This window comes from Acinetobacter sp. ANC_7512, assembly GCF_056779935.1.
The window spans coordinates 89,734-111,658 of sequence record NZ_JBWYIX010000006.1; the positions used below are offsets into that span (position 1 = coordinate 89,734).

Here is a 21,925-nt window from a genome sequence, read left to right on the forward strand (position 1 = left end):
TTTGTTTTTTTTATAGAGGAGTCCTACGTGGCCCAATATATTTACACGATGAACCGTGTGTCTAAGATGGTTCCGCCTAAGCGCGAAATCCTTAAAGACATCTCTTTATCATTTTTCCCGGGCGCTAAAATTGGTGTTCTTGGTTTAAACGGTGCAGGTAAATCTACCTTGCTTCGTATTATGGCTGGCGTAGATAAAGATTTCTCTGGTGAAGCTCGTGCACAACCAGGTATCAAGATCGGCTACCTTGAGCAAGAGCCGCCATTAGATGAAACAAAAGACGTTCGTGGCAACGTTGAAGATGGCGTTCGTGAAGCACTTGATGCATTAGCTCGTCTTGATGAAGTTTTCGCTGAATATGCAGCTGAAGATGCCGACTTTGATGCACTTGCAAAAGAGCAAGAAAAGCTTGAAGCAATTATTCAAACTTGGGATGCGCATAACTTAAATAACCAGCTTGAACAAGCAGCGGCAGCGTTAAACTTGCCAGCTTGGGATGCTGATGTCACTAAATTGTCAGGTGGTGAGCGCCGTCGTGTGGCACTTTGCCGTTTGCTCTTGTCTAAACCAGACATGTTGCTTCTTGACGAACCGACGAACCATTTGGATGCATCATCTGTTTCATGGTTGGAACGTTTCTTAAAAGATTTCCCTGGTACAATCGTTGCGATTACGCATGACCGTTATTTCTTGGATAACGTTGCAGAGTGGATTCTTGAGCTTGACCGTGGTATGGGTATCCCTTATCAAGGTAATTATTCTTCTTGGTTAGAGCAGAAAAATGCCCGCTTAGAGCAAGAACAGAAGCAAGAAGAATCTTTTGCTAAAGCATTGAAAAAAGAACTTGAATGGGTTCGTTCTAATGCAAAAGGTCAGCAAAAGAAAAATAAAGCACGTATGGAACGCTTTGAAGAGCTTAACTCTCGTGAATTCCAACAACGTAACGAAACGTCTGAAATCTACATTCCACCTGGTCCACGTCTAGGGAACAAGGTTGTGGAAGTTGAAGGTATCAGCAAATCGTTTGGTGATCGTACACTTTACAAAGATTTATCTTTTGTTGTTCCACCTTGTGCGATCGTGGGTATCGTGGGTGAGAACGGTGCGGGTAAAACCACACTATTCCGTATGATGACAGGTGAATTACAACCTGATACAGGTACGGTAACGCTAGGTGAGTCAGTTAAAGTGGCTTACGTGGGGCAGATTCGTGACACCTTAGATAACAATAAAACGGTTTGGGAAGAAGTTTCTGGCGGTTTAGATATCTTACGTATTGGTGAATATGAAATCGCATCACGTGCATATATTGGTCGTTTTAACTTTAAAGGCCAAGATCAGCAGAAGCGTGTAGGTCAATTGTCAGGTGGTGAGCGTAACCGTTTACAACTTGCGAAAATTCTACAAATGGGCGCAAACGTTATCCTTCTCGATGAACCATCGAACGACTTGGATATCGAAACTTTACGTGCGCTTGAGGATGCAATTTTAGTATTCCCAGGTACTGTAATGGTCATCTCGCATGACCGTTGGTTCCTAGACCGTATTGCAACGCACATCTTGTCATTCGAAGGTGAAACTCCAGAATTCTTCACAGGAAACTATGCTGAGTTCGAAGAATACCGTCGTAAACGCGATGGCGATGATCTAGTGGCTAAGCGCCAAAAATATCGCAAAATTGGTGGTTAATTCCATCTAATAAAAAAACCAGCCTTCAGGCTGGTTTTTTATGAATTAATTTTATGAAAATGCTAAAAGACTATAAGCTTGAAGTAGAGTTCTTTTTGCATTTTCATTTCCAGCATTCGCTGATTGGTTTAGCCATTTTTCAGCAATTTGAGAATTTCGATCCAAACCTAGTTCACCATTTAAGTAACTCAGACCTAATTGATATTGTGCTTCAGCATTCCCACGTAATGCATCACGTAGGTATAACCACATTTGATTTCGAGGGTCTAAGGATGTGGATGGCTCGAGATTGGATAAATTAGCCGTTCGAGTGCATTTTAGATCAAAGAATAGTGATTGAAATAGTTTTATTATCATTATGGTTCTCCTTGCTTATCCATGCAAAAATGAGATCTATTTCATTAAATTATGCTCTTTTGAAGGTTTTGTCTATTACTCATATATAAAATTTAAATTTATTTAATTCTAAGTCCTTAAAGCCCAAATGAGCTTTTAGGACTGATGAAAATAAACAATTAATTTTCCCATTCGTGATTACATTCACGGCATTTCCATTTCTTTTGAGATTGCATGAAGGCTTGCATCGAAATTTTGAAATCTGGTAAATCTTTCCAGAACATCACACCTGCAATCACTGCAATTAAAAATACGATCACAGTTGCAATTTGAAGTGTCTCGCCAGCACCATTGCTAAAAATCATCAGTACAACGCTAATAATGACCAATAATAGGAGTAAAAATAGAGTGGGTACGAGGATAATTAAGCTTTTAGGAACATTTGGTCGTACAGCAGGTGCATTGGCACTTGCTAAAGGAAGAATTTTACGACTTTGACATTTAGGGCATTGGTACTGCATGAGTGCTCCGTATTTCTTTTGCTTAATTCTATAACATCGAAACTAAAATCAAAAATGTATAGATGAAAAAAAACCACTGATCGAGGTCAGTGGTTTTTTAGAATTTGGCGTCCCTACGGGGATTCGAACCCCGGTTACCGCCGTGAAAGGGCGATGTCCTAGGCCTCTAGACGATAGGGACTTATGAGGCAACACAGTCAATGCTATAAAAGCAATCTAGGTATCAAGCTAAGTGCTCAATCTGTGTGAGCGCTATATTAGGGATATAACACTCATGCGTCAATAAAAAAATTAATTAAGCTTCATCAACTGCGTCATTTTTCGGCAATTTTAAGCTTTCATTCAATTTTTCCCACACTTTAAGCTCTTTTTTACTTGGACCGCCAACGATTTCGAGTGCATGACGCAAGCGAGCAAAAGTCAAGTCAGGACCAATGGTCACCATGGTTTGCATCACTGGTGTTGAAGCAGTAGAACCCGCAATGGCAATAAAGAACGCAGGCATAAAGTCACGTAATTTAATTTCCATTTCTGCAGCTAAATCCATTAGCGTTTGGCTAACAGTGTCATTATTCCAAGTAAATAAGCTTTCTAAGCGCCAAATTGCAAATTGTAGGCTTTGACGAACTTGCTCTTCAGATAACTTTTTACTTTCGAATTGTGCTTTAGACAGTGTAGGGAAGTGATTAAAATAATGTGCTGACCAATTCACAGCTTCAGACAATAGGTTAATACGTGGTTGGATTGCAGCCGCAATTTCTTCTAACTTGGCACGATCTGCCTTCCACGCCAATAAAGTGTCTAAAAGCTCAGCAGGGCTAAGTGCTTTGATCCATTGACCGTTTAACCAATTGAGTTTTTCTACATCGAAAATTGGACCCCCAAGCGATACACGTTGGATGTCAAAATTCTTGATCATCTCAGCCAAATTGAACTTTTCGCGTTCATCTGGCATTGACCAACCCATACGACCCAAATAGTTTAATAATGCTTCTGGTAATACACCGATATCTTTGTAGTAATTGATTGAAGTTGGGTTTTTACGTTTAGATAGTTTTGACTTATCAGGGTTACGTAAAAGTGGCATGTGGCAAAGCACTGGCATTTCCCAACCAAAATATTGATAAAGCAATTGGTGTTTAGGAGCAGATGGAATCCATTCTTCACCACGAATCACGTGAGTGATTTCCATTAAATGGTCATCAACAACGTTTGCTAAGTGGTAAGTTGGTAGGCCATCGGTTTTCAGCAGAATTTGCATGTCGACTTGTGCCCATGGGATTTCTACTTCACCACGCAGTAAGTCATTAAATTTACAAATCCCTTCTTCAGGTACTTTCATGCGAATAACATGCGGTTCGCCAGCCGCTAAACGTCTTTCAACTTCTTCTGGTGTATGTTTTAGACCACGACCATCATAACGAGGAGATTCACCACGTGCTTGTTGTTCTGCACGCATTTGATCTAATTCTTCAGCAGTGGCAAAACAATAGAATGCATGACCTTTTGCAACCAGTTCTAACGCATATTTTTTATAAATATCCATACGTTCAGATTGACGATATGGCGCATGAGGGCCACCCACATCTGGACCTTCTGACCAATTTAAACCTAACCAGCGCAATGAATCGAGAATCATTTTTTCTGATTCAGGTGTTGAACGGAGTTGGTCTGTATCTTCAATACGTAAGATAAATTCACCGCCATGCTGTTGAGCAAAGCATAGGTTAAATAATGCGATATAAGCAGTACCTACATGGGGGAAACCTGTAGGAGATGGTGCAATACGAGTACGAACTGTCATAGCCAGAAAAAGTTATCAAATAAAAATTGGTTTTATTATAGCAAAAAGCCCAGTGGCTTAATGATTAATTCATTAAATCGGACTGGGCTAAATTTGGCTCAATTGGGGAGATTGAGAAAAATGGTGCTTAAGATGTGTGCTGAGGAAATAAACTTTGTAAAAAACGCGAAAACTGTTGGTGTTGCGATGCTAGGAAGTTTTGCGTTGGAGCATTCTTAATAGAGGTGATCACTTTAATCTGATCCATCTCTGAAGAAGGTTTGTTCTCAGCACGTTCACGTTTTTGTTGAGTCAATGCGCGTTCGATAGGTGTTAAAGACTTTTCAGCAACACTAGAGTTTTGTAGTGATTTGGCAGGGTTTTGTAACGCTGCTGCATGTGTCTGGCTCATACCAAAAACACATAAAGTTAAGCTTAACGCTTGTAAATAGCACAAATTCATTTCAATTTTCCCCTATTTTGAATTTATTGTAAGAGTAATTAGGTTTACATTTTAAACATAAAATTCACAAAAGTACAAATGCATCACACTTTCTTACAATTTGTTATTCAACAATCCTTAAGTTACTCAACCTGTAGCTGAAATAAATTTTGCCTCTTTTTATCAATAAAATATGGAGATTTGGTGAAGATATGATGTTATGCGGTAAATTTTAAAGAGAGTATAAGTGATAAAAATGCAATTCATATGAAGAAAATGTATATAAAATTTAGATATTTACAATGATTTAATTCGTCTATTGAATACATTGTGACTGAAGTAAATAAAAAATATAGTGCAATTCATAAATGTAATAAAAAAGAGATTTTAATGAATAAGCACTTTTTCAATAAATTATTGGGCACAATGAGTATTGGGGCATTGTTGTTCAGTATGACTGCACAGGCGAATACATCATTTTTAAATGTTTCTTATGATCCAACTCGCGAATTTTATCAAGAATATAACCAAAGTTTCGGTGAGTTTTGGAAAAAACGTACTGGTCAAGACGTGCAATTTAAGCAATCTCATGGTGGATCTGGGAAACAAGCACGTGCTGTAGCAACAGGATTACAAGCAGATGTTGTGACCTTGGCACTTGCAAATGATATTGAAGAAATTGTAAAAGCAGGTTATATCAATAAAAATTGGCAAAAAGAATTTCCCAATAATTCAGCACCCTATACATCTACCATTGTTTTTTTAGTAAAAAAGGGCAATCCAAAAAATATCAAAGACTGGAATGATTTAGTCAAACCAGGTGTTGAGATCATTACCCCGAACCCAAAAACAGGTGGTGCGCCACGATGGATTTATTTATCTGCATGGGGCTATGCACTTAAACAGCCTGCCGGAAATGATGCCAAAGCTCGTGAGTTAGTCAAACGATTATACAAAAATGTCAAAGTGTTAGATTCAGGAGCCCGTGGATCACTCACGACTTTTGCTGAACGTGGAATTGGTGATGTTTTACTGTCTTGGGAAAATGAAGCGCTCTTAGCGACGCAAGGTTTGGGGCAAGATAAATTTGAAATTATTTATCCATCCATTTCAATTCTAGCTGAGCCTTCTGTTGCCATCGTAGATAAAACCGTAGATAGAAATGGGAATCGTAATCTCGCAAAAGGATATCTTAACTATCTGTATTCACCTTTGGGGCAGGAATTAGCTGCTAAACATAATTTTCGAGCACGTAATGAAAAAATCGCAGCTAAATACAGTACTAAATTTCCAAAGGTACAATTATTTACCATCGATAAAGTATTTGGTGGTTGGGCGAAAGCGCAGCAAACGCACTTTGTAAATGGCGCTATTTATGACCAAATTTCAGCAGAAAAATAATCTATTTTTAGAACTTATGTGAATGGATAGCGATATGCTATCCATTTTTAATTATAAGAAATCCATAAAATACTATATATTTGAATATAGACTGTATTTAAGATGATTTATGAATTAATTCATAATCTTGAAAGAAAAATGGTAGCAATATAACGTAAATCACATGTCTAAATTAAATTGATGAATATGATTTTATTTCATATATTTAGATTAATTATGTATATCTAGATTTTTTGACTATGAAAACTCAATTTAAAGCCTTGCTTACAGCGGGCTTACTCGCAACAGGTTTATCGTTCAGCGTATCTTCTCAAGCAGCACAACGTGATTTCCTGAATGTATCTTATGATGCGACTCGTGAATTTTATGATGAGTTTAATCAGTCATTTGGTCAATATTGGCAGTCAAGAACTGGAGTGAAAGTCAACTTTAAACAATCTCATGGTGGCTCAGGTAAACAAGCACGCTCTGTGGTTGATGGCTTGAAAGGCGACGTTGTCACTTTGGCTTTGGCAAATGATATTGAAGAGATCGTGAAATCGGGTCAAATCAATAAAGGATGGCAAAAAGAGTTCCCTTATAACTCTGCACCTTATACATCAACCATTGTTTTTATGGTGCGTAAAGGTAACCCTAAAAAAATTCAGGATTGGCAAGATCTTGTTAAGCCGGGTGTAGAAATCATCACACCAAACCCTAAAACAGGTGGACTACCACGCTGGGTATATTTATCAGCTTGGGGTTATGCACTCAAACAACCAGGTGGTAATGAAGCGAAAGCAAAAGACTTTGTTGGCAAGATGTACCATAACGTCAAAGTGATGGACTCTGCGGCGCGCGCTTCTATGACGACATTTGCTGAGCGTAAAATTGGCGATGTGTTGCTCACTTGGGAAAATGAAGCACTGGTCACTCAAAAAGCCTTGGGCAAAGATCAGTTTGATATTGTTTATCCATCTATTTCTATTTTGACAGAGCCTTCTGTTGCCATCGTTGATCGTACTGTAGATAAAAATGGCAATAAATGGTTGGCAACTGGCTATATCAACTATTTATATTCACCATTAGGTCAGGAGATGGCTGCTAAGCATTTCTATCGTCCGCGTAATGCTGAAGTGTTAGCAAAATACTCAAAACAATTTCCTAAGTTAAAAACATTCACCATTGATGAGGTTTTCGGTGGTTGGGCAAAAGCACAACAAGCACATTTTGTGAATGGTGCGATTTTTGATCAGATTTATAACAGTCGTCGTTAATATACTGAAGTAATTGAAAATTAATAAAAAAGCCTCCAAGTGAGGCTTTTTTATTTGAACATTCCAGTGAATGAAACGGTTTTGCCTATAGAAAGTAAAATTTACCTACAAAAAGTCGTTTGGAGCTTTATTAAAACAAGGTAATAATGTGCAGTTAAATTTTTAGATGTTCTGAAACGTTATTATGTCGCATATTTCTGTATTACTTCATGAAACTGTAGATGCCCTATTGGGTGGGCGTAATACAGGGATTTATGTAGATGGCACCTTTGGTCGAGGAGGTCATACTCGACTTCTCTTGTCCAAATTAGATGAACATTCTCGTGTCTATGCCTTTGATAAAGATCCGCAGGCTTTGGCTGTGGCTGCTCAGTTAGAACAAGAAGATCCAAGATTTACCATTATTCATGCAAGTTTTGCAGATATTAAAACAGCCTTAAATCAACGTGGTGTTGAAACTGTGGATGGTGTTATGGCAGATTTGGGTGTTTCATCGCCACAACTTGATCAGGCCGAACGTGGTTTCAGCTTTATGAAAGACGGTCCATTGGATATGCGAATGGACAACTCTCAAGGCCTAACTGCAGCGCAATGGTTGGTTGAAGTTGATGAAGAGCATTTAGCGAATATTATTTTTCAATATGGTGAAGAAAGATATAGCCGCCGCATTGCGAAAGCGATTAAAGCAGCAGGTTATATTGAGAGTACAAGTCAATTGGCTGAAATTGTAAAAGTTGCCCATCCGAAATGGGAAAAGAATAAGCATGCTGCGACACGTACATTCCAAGCAATTCGAATTGAAATCAATAAAGAATTAGAAGATGTGCATGCTTTTTTACCTGAAGCACTGGATATGCTTCATAATGGAGGTCGATTAGCGGTCATCAGTTTCCATTCCTTAGAAGATCGAATTATTAAACAATTTATTCAAAAAGAGTCGACTTTAGCTGAGGATGATGGTTGGGGCTTACCTCAGAAACCTAAAGAAACTCGTCGTTTGAAAAAAATTGATCGCGTACGTGCGAGTGAAGAAGAAGTGAAACAAAATCCGCGTTCTAGAAGTGCTTGGTTGCGAGTTGCAGAGCGAATAAATTTTAAAGGCGAATAATGAAAAAGGAAAAAGACGTAGAACAACAGGAACCTGTAGCAACGCCCTTGGTGCGAAAAAAAATACTGATCTATAGCATTTTAACCGCTATGGTCATGGTGAGCGCATTTATGGTGGTCTATCAGGTCTATTCTTATCGTCAAGATTTTCGTGAATTTAATACGCATATGCGTGAGCTTGAAGACATTAATGCTGAATGGGGTCGTCTACTTATTGAGCAACAGACATTTGGAGCGACTGCACAGATTGGGACACGTGCAGTGACACAATTACGTATGTATTCACCACCAACATCACAGACTGTGGTGGTTTCACTTCCTGCTGAAACCGCGAAAAATCAATAGGCACGCTGAATGGTTGATAAAAGCAAAACAAAACAAACACGTAAAAAACAGCAGCCAATTACACAGAAAAGAACCGTTGCTGTAGATATGTGGCGTTTCTATTTAATGTGGGGCTTAGTCCTGACATTTTTTGTGGTATTGGTTGCACGTGCCTTTTATGTTCAAATTGTGAATAAAGACTTTTTGCAAAATAAAGCTAACGCAAAAATTTTACGTACTGAAAAATTAAGTGCGATGCGAGGGGTTATTAGCGACCGTAATGGCGTTCCCTTGGCAATTAGTACACCAATTATGAAGGTGGTGATTGATCCTCAACATTATTTTGAAACTAAAGCAACTTTTGATGAAATTACTGAAGAGTTAAAAAAGAATCCAACCAGTCGAAAATTAAAAAATCAGTTACCACAGGAAAACCTGAATTTAGATGAGCTAGCAGATGCAGTTGGGCTGGATCGAGCTGACCTCAAAAAGCGTGTTCAAGATCGAGCTCGTTCACGTTATTTAGTATTGAAAAAAGAAGTACCACCTGCTCAAGCGGCTCTGTTAGCACAACGCAATTTTGCTGGCGTATATTCTGAAAAATCATATAAACGTTATTACCCACAACCACAACCCAACTCTCAAATCATTGGTTTAACCAATACCGAGGGAACAGGGATTGAAGGTTTGGAGATGCAGCTGAATAAGCGGCTTGCAGGGGTCAATGGCGAACAGAAAATTGTACGTGATAAGCATGGTAACCGTGTTCAAGTTCCAGAAGTTATTAAAGAAGTTGAAGCTGGGGAAAATATTACACTGAGTATTGACTCTCGACTGCAATACATTATGTATCGAGAGCTTACCGCGGTGGGTGTGGCAAATAATGCACGTTCTGCTACAGCAATTGCGGTCGATGTCAAAACCGGTGAAATTCTAGCGATGACCAGTTGGCCGTCGTATAACCCGAATGATAAAAAAAGTTTATCCAATAAAGATGCAATGCGAAATCGCGGTGCAGTTGACTCGTTTGAACCAGGTTCGACGATGAAACCATTAACGGTGGCGATGGCGCTTGAAAGTGGTAAGTACACTGCAAACTCAGTCGTTAATACCACGCCAGGGTCGATGCGTGTCGGTAATCATACAATTCGTGATACGCATAATTATGGAGCGCTTACTTTAGGTGGCATTATTCAAAAATCCTCCAACGTAGGTGTAGCGAAAATTGCCTTATCTTTGCCTTATCCGACTTTACCAACGTTCTATAAGCGTCTTGGTTTTGGACAGCGTTCGGCTGTTAAATTCCCTGGTGAAAGCCCAGGTCTGATCTTACCGTCAAGTAAATGGAATATTTCAGAAGTTGCAACCATGTCCTATGGATATGGTCTCAATGCCACGGTACTGCAATTGGCAGACGCTTATGCCATGCTGGCAAATAAAGGGAAGAAAGTCCCTTTAAGTTTGTACAAGTTGGATGAGGCTCCTCAAGGTGAACAAATGATTGATCCTAAAATTGCGGATCAAGTCTTGTTAATGATGGAGACAGCAACATTGCCAGGCGGTACAGCGACTCGTGCTCAAATACCAGGTTATCGCGTTGCAGGTAAAACGGGTACAGCACACAAATTACGTGCTGACCGTAAAGGTTATTCGACCAATGAATATCGAGCTTTATTTGCAGGTGTTGCACCTGTAAGTGATCCACGTTTGGCGATGGTCGTCGTGGTCGAAAATCCAAAAGGCACATATTACGGTGGTACTGTATCAGCACCTGTTTTCGCAAAAGTAATGCAGGAGTCGCTGAGACTGTTAAACGTACCATTGGATAAACCCTTAGATACTCCAAAATCCATTCCATAGGTGATGAATGTCGATTACATTTCAACAAATCTACGCTGTAGATCATCCAGCAGAATGGATGCAACAAGCATTTAATGGCTTCCAATTAGATAGTCGTAAAGTTGAAGCGGGACAAGTGTTTATTGCTTTGACTAGTCTTTCTCAACCTGAAAAAACTGCAGAGTATGCACAGAAGGCACTAGATCTTGGTGCTTTGGCTATTATTTCAGAACAAGATTTAGGTTTAACGCAAAGTTTGATCGTTCCGAATGTGCGTATGCTCATGGGACAATGGCAGAAAGATTATTTGCAACAGACAGAGCCAGTGAATCCACTTCGAGTCTTGGCTGTCACGGGAACCAATGGTAAAACGACCATTTCAAGGCTTGTTGCAGAGCTATTGGTGTTAAGCAAACATCCATGCGCAGTGATGGGGACGACGGGGAATGGGATTTTACCTCACCTTGAAGCATCTACACATACTACGTTGGATGCATTGCATATGCAAAATCAATTGCATGCTTATGCTCAGCAGGGGGCTAAGTTTGCTGCTATTGAAGCAAGCTCCCATGGTCTTGAACAGGGGCGTCTCAATGGAACGCCAATTGAAGTTGCTGCTTACAGTAATTTAAGTCGCGATCATTTGGATTATCACAAGACTTTAGAGGCCTATGCTGAGGCAAAATCACGCTTATTTCAGTTTGAGAGTCTTAAAGTTGCAATTATCAATATCGATGATGCTTACGCAAATATCATGCTCAAAGCGGCGGAGCAAAATCCAGCAAAACCTAAAATTTTGACTTATTCCACCACTCGACCCGCGGATTACCGTGTTGAAGAGATTCAATATAGTTTAGACGGTGTTCATTTTAAATTGGTGACCAAGACCCAAAGCTATTTAGTGAATAGTCCGTTATTAGGTCACTTTAATATTGAAAATGTTGTTGCGAGCTTAATCTCTGTTGAACAGGCGGGTTTAGATTTATCTCAGTTAGTCGCTTTAGTTCCTCAGTTAAAAGGCGCACCAGGGCGTATGCAAGTGTTGCGTGATCGAGATCGTTTGTTTGTCGTAGATTATGCCCACACTCCTGATGCATTAATTCAGGTTCTTCAAACATTAAAACGACATGTTTCACAACAATTATGGGCCGTGTTTGGGTGTGGTGGTGATCGTGATCGCGGTAAACGACCTTTAATGACACAGGCTGCTTTAGATCATGCAGATGTTGTATTGCTCACCTCAGATAATCCACGTACTGAAAACCCAGAACAAATTTTTGCTGACATGAAGGCTGGAATTGAATTTTTGGACAGAGAGGTTCATGAAATTCATGATCGTCGTGAAGCGATTAAGTTTGTAGTGAAAACAGCAAAAGCAGGTGACATTGTTGTGATTGCAGGTAAAGGCCACGAAAATTATCAAGAGATTGATGGTGTTCGTCATTGGTTTGATGATGTGGTAGAAGTCCAAGCAGCCATTAAGGGTCAGCATGCGACTGAGCCAGCATCTTATCCAGCAGACTAAGGAATCATTATGCACACATCTACTATAAGTACTGCGACACTTGTCCCATGGACTTTGTCTGATCTTGTTGCTGCTACTCAAGGGTATTGGTTGAATGATAAAAAACCGACTGGAGAAGTAAAGCGTATTTTGACAGACTCACGTCATGCGGAGTCGGGGGATGCTTTTTTAGCCCTGAAAGGTGAGCGTTTTGATGCGCATGAGTTTGTTCAACAAGTGGCTGAAAGAGGCTGTCAGATCGCGATTGTTGAGCGGCCTTTAGATATCGATATTTGTCAGTTGGTGGTAAAAGATACGAGATTAGCATTAGGTATGCTTGGTGCATTTCGTCGCGCTCAACATGCGCAATTAAAAGTTATTGCACTGACTGGTAGTAGCGGCAAAACCACCACTAAAGAAATGCTTGGAAGTATTCTTGCTCGCAAAGCACCGACATTGATCACGCGAGGTAATCTCAATAATGATCTGGGTGTGCCTATGATGCTATTGGAGCTTCGACCAGATCATGAATATGTAGTGATGGAGCTCGGAGCAAGTCATCAAGGAGAAATTGACTATACCTCGAAGCTCGTTCAACCTCATGTTGCGGGTATTATTAATATTGGTACGGCTCATCTTGGTGAGTTCGGTGGGCGTGATGGAATTTGTAAAGCAAAATCTGAAATCTACGGTCACGTTTCAGAAACTTCAATCGTGCCAGCAGCTGATGATTATGTAGATCAGATCCGTCAAAGTGTGAAAACAACAAAAACTTTAAGTTTTGGAGAAGGTGGTGATGTCTATGCTTCAGATATTCAGCTGAATCCACAAAGTGCACAATTTAAATTACATACGCCTGTAGGTGTCCAACCCGTGGATTTACCTTTTGCTGGTGAGCATAATGTTCAAAATGCTTTGGCTGCGGCTGCATTTGCATTGTCATTAAATATCAGCTTGGGTGATATTGTCACGGGTTTAGAACAAGCTGTGGGTGCAAAGGGGCGTTTGAATTTTATTCAAAAAAATGATTTTTTATTTATCGATGATACATACAATGCCAATCCGACGTCGATGCGTGCAGCGGGTGAAGTGCTTGCACAGCAAGAAGGTATTCGTGTCATGGTGATTGGGGATATTGGTGAGTTAGGTCCGACTGCTGCTCAACAACATTATTTACTCGGGCGAGATTTGGTTTCGATTCGCGGACTCAACTTTGTCGTTGCTGTTGGTGAGTTTGCACCAGCAACACAGGAAGGCGCACGTAGTACTCAGTACGGGAAAAAGTTACAAGCTTTCCTCAATCAAGAGCAAGCTCTACCATTTTTAATTAGTCTAATCGAAACACATCAACCGCAAAAAATGAGTTTCTTATTCAAAGGTTCTCGTTATACCCATATGGAAACGTTGATGGCAGATTTGATGGAGAAACTCTAAATGCTGTTATGGTTATTTGAACAACTTTCCGGCTATCACAGCTCGTTCCAAGTGGTTCGTTATTTAACATTACGTGCGCTGCTCAGTGTCTTGACAGCACTCACGATAGGCCTAGTTCTTGGTCCTGTTATGATCCGTAAGTTACAAGCTTTAAAATATGGCCAAGCGGTAAGTTCTTTCGCTCCGGAAAACCATGCCAAAAAAATGGGAACACCAACCATGGGTGGTCTCCTTATTTTGCTTTCTATTGGGATTTCAACTTTACTTTGGGCAGATCTTTCAAACCCTTATGTTTGGATTGTGCTTGGCGTGATGGTGATATTTGGCGCCGTAGGTTGGGCGGATGACTGGATTAAAATCCGTTATAAAGACAATGCAGGTTTGCCAGCGCGTAAGAAGTTTTTTTGGACATCTGTCGCTTCTTTGGGTGCAGGGATATCACTCTACGTAATTGCGACTCAGCAAACTAATCCTGTACACACTGCGAATATGTTGGATTTGCTGATCCCTTTCTTTAAAGATCTTACAATTCCTTTATCGGTAATACCTTTAGGGATCGGTTTTATCATATTCACTTATTTAGTGATTAACGGTGCGTCGAATGCTGTTAACCTGACTGACGGTTTAGATGGTCTTGCAATTATGCCAATTGTATTGGTTGCGGCGGGCCTAGGGGTGTTTGCTTATTTGGCGGGTGATGTTCGTTTTGCAAATTATTTACATATTCCCTATGTGAAATATTCATCTGAACTCGTTGTTATCTGTGCTGCAATGATAGGTGCAGGTTTAGCATTCCTTTGGTATAACGCGCATCCTGCACAAGTATTTATGGGTGATGTTGGTGCCTTGTCGCTTGGAGCGATGCTGGGAACTATTGCGGTGATGGTACGTCAGGAAATTGTATTTGCAATTATGGCGGGTGTATTTGTAGTCGAAGCAGTCTCTGTATTCTTACAAATCGGTTCGCTTCGTATGCGAAATAAACGTGTTTTCCTTATGGCGCCGTTACATCATCACTATGAAAAGAAAGGATGGCGTGAAACACAGGTGGTCATCCGTTTCTGGATTATCACAATTATGCTAGTAGTTTTAGGTCTAATGACCTTAAAATTGCGCTAAGCAAGAATCAAATGAGATCAAGTCGGCTTATGCCGACTTTTTTTCATCGCTAAAATTTTTTGGAGAAAATGATGAATCTGTTGATGTGTCCTGTTTGTCGCGAGGCATTGGCGCTTGAGGGGAAAACATGGCGCTGCAAGAGTAATCATAGTTACGATATTGCAAAGCAAGGTTATGTGAATTTGCATGTCGTACAGCATAAACATAGTAAAAATCCAGGGGATACCCCTGAGTCTGTTCAAGCTAGACGGTCGTTTTTATCAGCGGGATTTTATGCGCCATTACAGCAAGCTGTCGTTGCTAAAATCCGAGAATTACGTATTGAAAATCTTTTAGATATTGGTTGCGGTGAAGGATATTACACCAATGCAATGGAAGCTGAAGCGATACAAGTTGTGGGGGTGGATATTGCTAAAACTGCAGTTCAGGTAGCAGCAAAATTAAATCAAAATGTCACTTGGGTTGTGGGTACGGGGGCTGTGTTGCCTGTTTTAAGCGAGACCATCGATTTATGTACCAGTTTATTTAGTCCTATTCCCGAGGCGGAAATATTACGTGTATTAAAACCATCGGGGTATTTAATGGTTGTTACCCCAGGTCCACAACATTTATATAAAATGCGGGAAGCACTATTTGAAGAAGTTAAGGCACATGAGCCACATAAATTTGTAGCACAGTTGAGCGAGCACTTTGAGTTAATTGATGAAAGCTTAATTCAGGCACCATTGGTGTTGAACCAAAATGACCTAAAGTGTCTTATCGCAATGACGCCATATGCTTATAAGGCCAAACCTGAACGGCGTGAGCAATTAGAGCAAGTTGAAAAATTTGAACTGAGTGCAGAGTTTCAGATCTATATTTTAAAAAAGAAAAGTTAAAAGAAGCCCTCTTTTAGAGGGCTTTATTTTGGTTATTGAACTTGATCAATCAAATTTTCTATTGAATCTCGTTTAACTTGTGGTGTTGAATTCATATCCGGTGGTGTCGACGACGTCGGCGTTAACGGTTGATCGGTATCTGGTAGATCATCAAAATCGCGATCATTCGTTGGTGCTACCACTGGAGCAGGGCGATAAATCGGACGCGCTAAAGGTGGAGTTTTATCTTTTTGCTCATGGTTTAATGTATGTACACGACCACGTTGTTCTCGAGTTAAAGGAGCTTTTGCATTTTTATCTAAACTTACCCAAGCATATGGTGTATTGGCAAGAGACTTCTCCATAAAGTCACTCCAAATTGGAAGAGCAGCGATACCCCCATATTCACGACGACCTAGTGTAGTTGGTTGGTCGAAACCTACCCATGAAACTGCGACTAAATTGCCGTTAAAGCCAGCGAACCAAGCATCTTTTGCATCATTAGTTGTTCCTGTTTTACCTCCTAAATCACCACGACCAATTTTTAATGCTGCGCGACCAGTACCATGCTGAATTACGTCTCGTAAAATATTCGCCATATCAAATGCTGAGCTGGATTTTAAAATTCGATGTGCTTGACGATATTGGCTACGCTCTTCATCGGTTAAAGTGGGTTGCTTATCCTCTAAAGACTGATTGGTAACTTCAATAATTTCGTCGTCTGGTGTTGTTGCTTCAGCAGAGGTTGTATCTTGCTTCTGAGATTTAATACATGAAATACATGCGTATTCTGGATTGGCTTGATAAATCACTTTGCCGTAAGCATCCTCAATACGGCTAATGAAGTGAGGTTGCACGCGGAAACCGCCATTGGCAATTGCGGCATAGCCTGTTGCCATTTGCACAGGGAGTACTTGAGGTGTTCCTAATGCAATCGTGTAGTTACGTGGAATCTGATCTTCCTGCAAACCAAAATCCATAAACAATTGGCGAGTACGTTCTAGACCGACTGTTTGTAAAAGGCGAACAGAGACAGTATTACGTGACAAATATAAAGCCCGACGTAATGGAATCATCCCCAGATAGCGCCCATCAGAATTGCGTGGTGACCATTTACCAATGGTAATGGGATTATCACTAACCATGGTATGCGGCGTCATACCTCGTTCAAGTGCAAGCGAGTAGACAAATGGTTTGATAATAGAGCCAGGTTGACGCCAACCTTGCAGTGCACGGTTAAATTTCGATTGATAAAAATTATATCCACCAACGATCGCGACAATGGAACCATCATTTGGGTTAAGTGCAATTAACTGACCTTGTACACGAGGCACCTGTACCAAGGACCACATACTACGATTTTGATTTGGACGTAGACGAACAATATCTTTGACTTTTACAATTTGTGAGGCATTGCTCGGTGCACCACCCACACTATTGGCATTGCGATAGCGTCTCGCCCAAGACATGCCAGACCAAGGAACAGTGACTGATGAACCATCTTGTAAAGTTGCTTCAAAAGAATTACTTAAAACTTTAGTGACTTCAGCAGGATAGGTGTTTGCAAATGGTACAAAGTCTTTTAAGGGTTTGTCATGGGCTTCTGGGCCACGCCATCCATGACGACGGTCATAACTTTCTAAACCAACACGAACTGCTTCTTCGGCAAAGGCTTGACGATTGTAATCAATAGTGGTGTAAACCTTATATCCTGAATCGATCGCGAGATCGCCAAATTTTTTGACGAGTTCAGAACGAACCATTTCACCGACATAAGGGAATTTATTGTTAATACCGCGATCAGGCATGTCCAAAGCGATAGGCTCTGATACTGCATCTTCATATTCAATTTGACTAATATGACCCAACTGTAGCATACGACCTAAAATCCAATTGCGACGTTCTAACGCACGTTCAGGATTGGCCACAGGATTATACTTAGAGGGTGCTTTAGGTAATCCTGCAATCATTGCCATTTGGGCAATTGAAAGATCGTCTAAATTCTTGTTGTAATAAATTTTTGCTGCTGCGGCGATGCCATAAGCATTTTTACCGAGGAAAATTTTATTGACGTAGAGAGTAAGAATTTCTTCTTTTGATAATTTTTGTTCAATTTTACGTGCTAAGAAAATTTCGGTGAGTTTGCGCTTGAGAGTTCGTTCTGGGGTTAAATAATAGTTTTTTGCCACCTGCATGGTAATTGTAGAACCACCAGTTTGAATGTCAGAACCCGTGATCGATTCACTGACTGCACGTCCTAAACTTTTAAAACTAATACCGCTATGCTCAAAAAAAGAAGAGTCTTCTGCAGCTAAAAAAGCATGAATAAAATCTTGTGGGATTTGCTCATATTCAACTGGAACAGAAAGTTTGCCACCATATTCTGCGATTAATTGGTTATCTGCTGTATAAACTTGCAGCGGTTTTAATAATGGAGCCTTCTTAAAAGCAGTCATCTCTGGCAAAGATGGTGCAATATAGAGATACATTCCATAAAAGCCCATTGGAATTGTGACTAAGATAATGATAATCAGCAAAAAAAAAGGGTGAATCTGTCCACAACAAGATAGCTTTTTCATAACAAGTAAGTTTTAATAGGTGCTAAAGGCAAACTAATAGAAGGTCAGTATAGCTTCTCATTTAACAGAATGTTAGTTGAGTTATTATATCCGCAAAAAAATTAGACCAAGTGTAGTTAGTTTGTATTGTGCTGTTGTTGGGGACAAAAAAATAATAGGAATTGCATTGTGCTTAGACTATATCGTAAGCCAAATAAGGGGTTAGTGGGGGTAGATGTTAGTTCGACCTCTGTTAAGCTATTAGAGCTATCAGTTAAAAACGGTCGCTATTGGGTTGAAAGTTACGGGTTAAGTCCATTGGTTGATGGGAGTGTTGTTGAAAAAAACATCCTCAATCAGGATAACGTGGCTGATGCTTTAGAGCGCGCGATTAATATTGCAAATCCGCAATCGACGAATGCTGCTTTTGCGGTACCTACATCTATGGTGATTCACAAGGTCATCGAGATGGATGCCGACATGAGCGATGATGAGCGTGAAGTTCAGATTCGTATGGATGCTGAGCAATATATCCCATTCCCACTTGACGAAGTCAGTTTAGACTTTGAAGTGCTTCCTGAGCGATTAAACAATCCAAACAGAGTGAACGTTCTACTCGTTGCGACACGTACTGAAAACGTGGACTCTCGTATTGAAGTATTGGATTTGGTCGGCCTTACCCCAAAAGTTGCCGATGTTGAAAGCTATGCACTGGAACGTAGTTTTGAAGTCTTTGCAGATACATTGCCGATTGGTGCAAATCTTGTTGGCGTTCTTGATATTGGTCATACCATGACGACTTTATCAGTCATGCAAAATGGCAAAATTATTTACACGCGCGAACAAGTGTTTGGCGGTAAGCAATTGACTCAAGACGTGCAAAATCGTTATGGCTTATCTTATGATGAAGCTGGGCGTGCTAAAAAAGACAACACCTTACCAGATGACTTTGAAACAGAAGTTTTAATGCCATTCCTTGATGCAGTGATTCAACAAGCAGCGCGTTCATTACAGTTCTTTTTCTCTTCTTCTCAATTTAACGAGATTGATCATATTTTATTGGCGGGTGGTAATGCCAATATCCCAGGTCTTGCAAAAATGATGCAACAAAAATTGGGATATCGTGTCACTATTGCTAATCCATTTTTACAAATGGGCTTTTCTCCTCAAATCGACCTGAAAAAAATAGAAAATGATGCACCATCATTATTGGTGGCGTGTGGCTTGGCATTGAGGAGTTTTGATTAATGGCTAAAATTAATTTACTCCCTTGGCGCGAAGAGCTAAGAGAACAGCGAAAAAAGCAATTTGTTTATATCTGTATCGCAGTGGTATTACTTGCGATTTTATCGGTTTTAGCAGCTTGGTTCTTCTTGAATCATAAATTGCAAGACCAAGAACAAGCAAACCAACTTATTGTAAGCACCAATCAAAGTTTAGACGTTCAATTAAAATCCTTGGAAGGATTGCAAGAACGTCGAAATGCAGTGATTGAGCGGATGAAACTGATTCAAGGTCTTGAAGGTCAACGACCTGTTACTGTGCGTTTAGTAGATGAATTGGTACGTGTTGTTCCTGAAACGGTGTATCTGACGAAATTTACCCGTACTGGTAATAAATTTACCATCGAAGGTAAAGCAGAAAGTCCGAATGCGGTAGCAGAGTTATTACGTGGTTTAGAAGCTTCCCAGTGGTACCGAAATGCATTTATGAATTCATTCTTGGCTGCGCCAGAAGTGAAGGAAAAAGCACCAAGTTCGGTAATCCCTCGAGTTGAAGAGTCATACGGTACATTTATCGTGACTGTCGACTTGGGTGCAATTGCTCAACCGACATCAGAGATGGACGCGAATAATGTGGGAGGTGCACCATGAGTCGTAATGATTTAAATGATTTTGATTCAGATGTCACTGTACCTAAAAAGAAGTCCATGACTGTTGAAAAGTTCTTTCAGCAATTTAATACTTTGGACTCCAATAACTACGGTAGTTGGCCACTGTCTGTAAAAATTACCTGTTGGATTTTTATTTTCCTATTTGTTTGTGTTATTGGTTACTTTTTGGTGATTAAACCAAAACTTGAATCCATTGATCTTGCTAAAGCACAAGAGGCAAATTTACTGACAGAGTTTAAAGAAAAGGATTCTAAGCTCCGTAATTTGCAGCAATACCAAGCACAGTTGCAACAAATGGAAATGAATTTCAATGAGCAATTACAACAATTGCCAAAAGAAACAGAAATTCCAAGTTTAGTTGAGGACATCAACTTAACAGGTGTGAATTCAGGGCTCAAATTTAAAAATATCCGTCTCGAAAATGAAGTGGCTCAAGAATTCTTCATTGAGCAGCCAATTTCGATAGAAACGACAGGTGATTATCATTCATTTGGGCGTTTTGTGAGTGGAATTGCGTCTTTACCGCGTATCGTGACCTTACATGATTTTGTGATTACAGCGACGCCAAGTACAGATAAAAAATCTGATATTCCACTGATCAATTATTCATTAAAAGCCAAAACATATCGTTATGTTGCATCGACTGAAGATACGGTAGGTTCAGCGGTTGTTCCACCAGCTGATATGCCAGCAGGAGGACAATAATGAAATCATTTAAGCTTTTGTGCGGATTAATTATTGCAACGACTTTGGTGGGATGTGATTCGCGTATTGATGCGGTCAATCAAGAAATGGCGAATATTCGTAGCCAGCCGCCTTTACCCATAGAACCGGCACCTGTATTTAATCCAGTTCCAAATTTTCTTTACTCGGCACATCAACTTCGAAGTCCATTCTTGCCAAACTCATTGGCAACAGAGCTAAGAATCATGTCGGGTAAACGTGTTTATCCTAATTTTAATCGTCAACCACAGCCTTTAGAAAGCTATGCATTGGAAACGTTAAACTTCAAAGGAAGTTTAAAACGTAACAATGGCCAGATTCTCGCTTTGATTCAAACCCCTGATGGTGAGATTGAGCGTGTGCAACGTGGTAATTACATGGGGATGAACCAAGGGCGCATCGTGAAGATAACGCCGACTCAAATCGATCTGATTGAAATTGTTTCAGATGGTCGAGATGGTTATATCGAAAGACCGAGAAGCTTAGTGTTGCTTGGGCCTGTTGGTTAAGACGAGTTAAGGAATAACAATGAAAAAGAGTATGCAAAATTTTTGGGGTGGGGATCGACAGTATATGAACCGTTTTCTTCGTCAATTCGCTATGACCACTGTTTCTATAGCTGTTATGCAGGCAGCGGCGGCTAAAACTACGATGACCAATATTGTGCCTTTGCAGGTGCCAGGTCAAGGAACAGAAATCCGTGTCATGTTTAACGGATTACCTCCACAGCCACAGTCGTATCAATTGGAAAATCCATCTCGACTCGTTTTGGATTTTATGCAGGCAGGTCAAACACTGGCGAATACTAAAATACCTGTGTCGACCACTGAAGCAAACTCAGTGGAAGTCATTTCTAATGATCAGCGTTCACGGTTAACTGTCAATTTAACGCAGAAGGGGAGCTACACGACACGTGTTGAAGGCAATACCTTTATTTTAAAAATAAATAATCCAAACTCTGCGAAAGTGGCAACACCAGCGGCGCCAGAGGTTACACAAGCCAAAGCAGCAGAACCAGCGCCTAAAACAAGTGTTTTAAAGCCAGTCATACGTCCTAATCTGACGAATAGCGTTACACCTGTTGCGGCTACAACTGTGGCAACGACACCTGTAACGCCAACACCTGTGATTCCTGTTG

General features: G+C 40.3%; 19 protein-coding genes, 1 tRNA gene and 1 pseudogene. 15 read left to right on the top strand and 6 right to left on the bottom strand.

What is annotated here, in order from left to right; genetic code table 11:
- The first annotated feature begins 27 nt into the window (after positions 1-27).
- Complete coding sequence (gene ettA / locus AC1M9H_RS07525) at positions 28-1,689, top strand: energy-dependent translational throttle protein EttA (protein ID WP_035263944.1); 1,662 nt, start codon at positions 28-30, stop codon at positions 1,687-1,689.
- Positions 1,690-1,740: 51 nt separating this feature from the next.
- On the opposite strand, the gene AC1M9H_RS07530 is transcribed toward ettA, so the two are convergent.
- The 5 genes from AC1M9H_RS07530 to AC1M9H_RS07550 all read right to left on the bottom strand — a co-directional run bounded on the left by AC1M9H_RS07530 (position 1,741) and on the right by AC1M9H_RS07550 (position 4,792).
- Positions 1,741-1,941: a hypothetical protein gene (locus tag AC1M9H_RS07530; protein ID WP_481613097.1), complete on the bottom strand. Its 201-nt coding sequence runs from the start codon at positions 1,939-1,941 to the stop codon at positions 1,741-1,743.
- Positions 1,942-2,204: 263 nt separating this feature from the next.
- A complete protein-coding gene (locus AC1M9H_RS07535) occupies positions 2,205-2,546 on the bottom strand; it encodes a zinc-ribbon domain-containing protein (protein WP_035263946.1) in 342 nt (113 codons plus the stop codon).
- 105 nt (positions 2,547-2,651) lie between these two features.
- Positions 2,652-2,727 (bottom strand) — tRNA-Glu (locus AC1M9H_RS07540).
- Positions 2,728-2,841: 114 nt separating this feature from the next.
- Complete coding sequence (gltX, locus tag AC1M9H_RS07545; RefSeq protein WP_481613098.1) at positions 2,842-4,350, bottom strand: glutamate--tRNA ligase; 1,509 nt, start codon at positions 4,348-4,350, stop codon at positions 2,842-2,844.
- A gap of 127 nt (positions 4,351-4,477) precedes the next feature.
- Entirely contained in the window at positions 4,478-4,792 is a 315-nt protein-coding gene (locus tag AC1M9H_RS07550; RefSeq protein WP_092767291.1) for a hypothetical protein, read from the bottom strand.
- A 405-nt stretch (positions 4,793-5,197) separates the two neighbouring features.
- Here AC1M9H_RS07550 and AC1M9H_RS07555 point away from each other — a divergent pair, with 405 nt between their 5' ends.
- The 9 genes from AC1M9H_RS07555 to AC1M9H_RS07595 all read left to right on the top strand — a co-directional run bounded on the left by AC1M9H_RS07555 (position 5,198) and on the right by AC1M9H_RS07595 (position 15,633).
- Positions 5,198-6,172 (top strand): sulfate ABC transporter substrate-binding protein, encoded by a 975-nt coding sequence (locus AC1M9H_RS07555; RefSeq protein ID WP_481608954.1) that lies wholly within the window; start codon positions 5,198-5,200, stop codon positions 6,170-6,172.
- Between the two features lie 239 nt (positions 6,173-6,411).
- A complete protein-coding gene (locus AC1M9H_RS07560; protein ID WP_481589159.1) occupies positions 6,412-7,428 on the top strand; it encodes a sulfate ABC transporter substrate-binding protein in 1,017 nt (338 codons plus the stop codon).
- 184 nt (positions 7,429-7,612) lie between these two features.
- Positions 7,613-8,536: a 16S rRNA (cytosine(1402)-N(4))-methyltransferase RsmH gene (gene rsmH / locus AC1M9H_RS07565; protein WP_092767287.1), complete on the top strand. Its 924-nt coding sequence runs from the start codon at positions 7,613-7,615 to the stop codon at positions 8,534-8,536.
- Complete coding sequence (gene ftsL / locus AC1M9H_RS07570) at positions 8,536-8,880, top strand: cell division protein FtsL (RefSeq protein ID WP_481608940.1); 345 nt, start codon at positions 8,536-8,538, stop codon at positions 8,878-8,880. The genes rsmH and ftsL overlap by 1 nt, the downstream gene beginning before the upstream one ends.
- A gap of 9 nt (positions 8,881-8,889) precedes the next feature.
- On the top strand, positions 8,890-10,719 hold the full coding sequence (ftsI, locus tag AC1M9H_RS07575) for a penicillin-binding protein PBP3 (protein WP_481613099.1): 1,830 nt from the start codon (positions 8,890-8,892) through the stop codon (positions 10,717-10,719).
- Positions 10,720-10,726: 7 nt separating this feature from the next.
- Positions 10,727-12,223 carry a UDP-N-acetylmuramoyl-L-alanyl-D-glutamate--2,6-diaminopimelate ligase gene (locus AC1M9H_RS07580; protein ID WP_481613100.1) on the top strand — a complete coding sequence of 499 codons (1,497 nt, stop codon included), beginning with the start codon at positions 10,727-10,729 and terminating at the stop codon, positions 12,221-12,223.
- Between the two features lie 9 nt (positions 12,224-12,232).
- Positions 12,233-13,636 carry a UDP-N-acetylmuramoyl-tripeptide--D-alanyl-D-alanine ligase gene (locus tag AC1M9H_RS07585; protein WP_481613101.1) on the top strand — a complete coding sequence of 468 codons (1,404 nt, stop codon included), beginning with the start codon at positions 12,233-12,235 and terminating at the stop codon, positions 13,634-13,636.
- Positions 13,637-14,755: a phospho-N-acetylmuramoyl-pentapeptide-transferase gene (gene mraY / locus AC1M9H_RS07590; protein ID WP_092767279.1), complete on the top strand. Its 1,119-nt coding sequence runs from the start codon at positions 13,637-13,639 to the stop codon at positions 14,753-14,755.
- 71 nt (positions 14,756-14,826) lie between these two features.
- Positions 14,827-15,633, top strand: coding sequence for a putative RNA methyltransferase (locus AC1M9H_RS07595; RefSeq protein WP_481613123.1), 807 nt, complete (start codon positions 14,827-14,829; stop codon positions 15,631-15,633).
- Between the two features lie 32 nt (positions 15,634-15,665).
- Here the strand turns inward: AC1M9H_RS07595 and ponA are convergent, their stop codons facing one another.
- The gene (ponA, locus tag AC1M9H_RS07600) at positions 15,666-18,191 is read right to left on the bottom strand and encodes a penicillin-binding protein PBP1a (RefSeq protein WP_481613102.1); all 2,526 of its coding nucleotides are present in this window, start codon (positions 18,189-18,191) and stop codon (positions 15,666-15,668) included.
- A gap of 168 nt (positions 18,192-18,359) precedes the next feature.
- Here ponA and AC1M9H_RS07605 point away from each other — a divergent pair, with 168 nt between their 5' ends.
- The 5 genes and pseudogenes from AC1M9H_RS07605 to AC1M9H_RS07625 form a co-directional block, all read left to right on the top strand.
- Positions 18,360-19,418: a pilus assembly protein PilM gene (locus AC1M9H_RS07605; RefSeq protein WP_035263966.1), complete on the top strand. Its 1,059-nt coding sequence runs from the start codon at positions 18,360-18,362 to the stop codon at positions 19,416-19,418.
- Positions 19,418-20,044 (top strand): PilN domain-containing protein, encoded by a 627-nt coding sequence (locus AC1M9H_RS07610; protein ID WP_035263969.1) that lies wholly within the window; start codon positions 19,418-19,420, stop codon positions 20,042-20,044. The genes AC1M9H_RS07605 and AC1M9H_RS07610 overlap by 1 nt, the downstream gene beginning before the upstream one ends.
- The gene (locus AC1M9H_RS07615) at positions 20,041-20,769 is read left to right on the top strand and encodes a type IV pilus inner membrane component PilO (protein WP_481613103.1); all 729 of its coding nucleotides are present in this window, start codon (positions 20,041-20,043) and stop codon (positions 20,767-20,769) included. The genes AC1M9H_RS07610 and AC1M9H_RS07615 overlap by 4 nt, the downstream gene beginning before the upstream one ends.
- A complete protein-coding gene (locus AC1M9H_RS07620) occupies positions 20,769-21,296 on the top strand; it encodes a pilus assembly protein PilP (protein WP_481589152.1) in 528 nt (175 codons plus the stop codon). Before AC1M9H_RS07615 ends, AC1M9H_RS07620 begins: the two co-directional genes overlap by 1 nt.
- A 196-nt stretch (positions 21,297-21,492) precedes the next feature.
- Positions 21,493-21,714: pseudogene (locus tag AC1M9H_RS07625) on the top strand (AMIN domain-containing protein); the annotation flags it as partial.
- Between the last annotated feature and the right edge of the window lie 211 nt (positions 21,715-21,925).

Bases quoted from the DNA above. Each gene is read 5' to 3' on its own strand.
- AC1M9H_RS07530 (WP_481613097.1), bottom strand. From the start codon at position 1,941: ATGTGGTTATACCTACGTGATGCATTACGTGGGAATGCTGAAGCACAA.
- AC1M9H_RS07535 (WP_035263946.1), bottom strand. From the start codon at position 2,546: ATGCAGTACCAATGCCCTAAATGTCAAAGTCGTAAAATTCTTCCTTTA.
- gltX (WP_481613098.1), bottom strand. From the start codon at position 4,350: ATGACAGTTCGTACTCGTATTGCACCATCTCCTACAGGTTTCCCCCAT.
- AC1M9H_RS07550 (WP_092767291.1), bottom strand. From the start codon at position 4,792: ATGAATTTGTGCTATTTACAAGCGTTAAGCTTAACTTTATGTGTTTTT.
- AC1M9H_RS07555 (WP_481608954.1), top strand. From the start codon at position 5,198: ATGAGTATTGGGGCATTGTTGTTCAGTATGACTGCACAGGCGAATACA.
- AC1M9H_RS07560 (WP_481589159.1), top strand. From the start codon at position 6,412: ATGAAAACTCAATTTAAAGCCTTGCTTACAGCGGGCTTACTCGCAACA.
- rsmH (WP_092767287.1), top strand. From the start codon at position 7,613: ATGTCGCATATTTCTGTATTACTTCATGAAACTGTAGATGCCCTATTG.
- ftsL (WP_481608940.1), top strand. From the start codon at position 8,536: ATGAAAAAGGAAAAAGACGTAGAACAACAGGAACCTGTAGCAACGCCC.
- ftsI (WP_481613099.1), top strand. From the start codon at position 8,890: ATGGTTGATAAAAGCAAAACAAAACAAACACGTAAAAAACAGCAGCCA.
- AC1M9H_RS07580 (WP_481613100.1), top strand. From the start codon at position 10,727: ATGTCGATTACATTTCAACAAATCTACGCTGTAGATCATCCAGCAGAA.
- AC1M9H_RS07585 (WP_481613101.1), top strand. From the start codon at position 12,233: ATGCACACATCTACTATAAGTACTGCGACACTTGTCCCATGGACTTTG.
- mraY (WP_092767279.1), top strand. From the start codon at position 13,637: ATGCTGTTATGGTTATTTGAACAACTTTCCGGCTATCACAGCTCGTTC.
- AC1M9H_RS07595 (WP_481613123.1), top strand. From the start codon at position 14,827: ATGAATCTGTTGATGTGTCCTGTTTGTCGCGAGGCATTGGCGCTTGAG.
- ponA (WP_481613102.1), bottom strand. From the start codon at position 18,191: ATGAAAAAGCTATCTTGTTGTGGACAGATTCACCCTTTTTTTTTGCTG.
- AC1M9H_RS07610 (WP_035263969.1), top strand. From the start codon at position 19,418: ATGGCTAAAATTAATTTACTCCCTTGGCGCGAAGAGCTAAGAGAACAG.
- AC1M9H_RS07615 (WP_481613103.1), top strand. From the start codon at position 20,041: ATGAGTCGTAATGATTTAAATGATTTTGATTCAGATGTCACTGTACCT.
- AC1M9H_RS07620 (WP_481589152.1), top strand. From the start codon at position 20,769: ATGAAATCATTTAAGCTTTTGTGCGGATTAATTATTGCAACGACTTTG.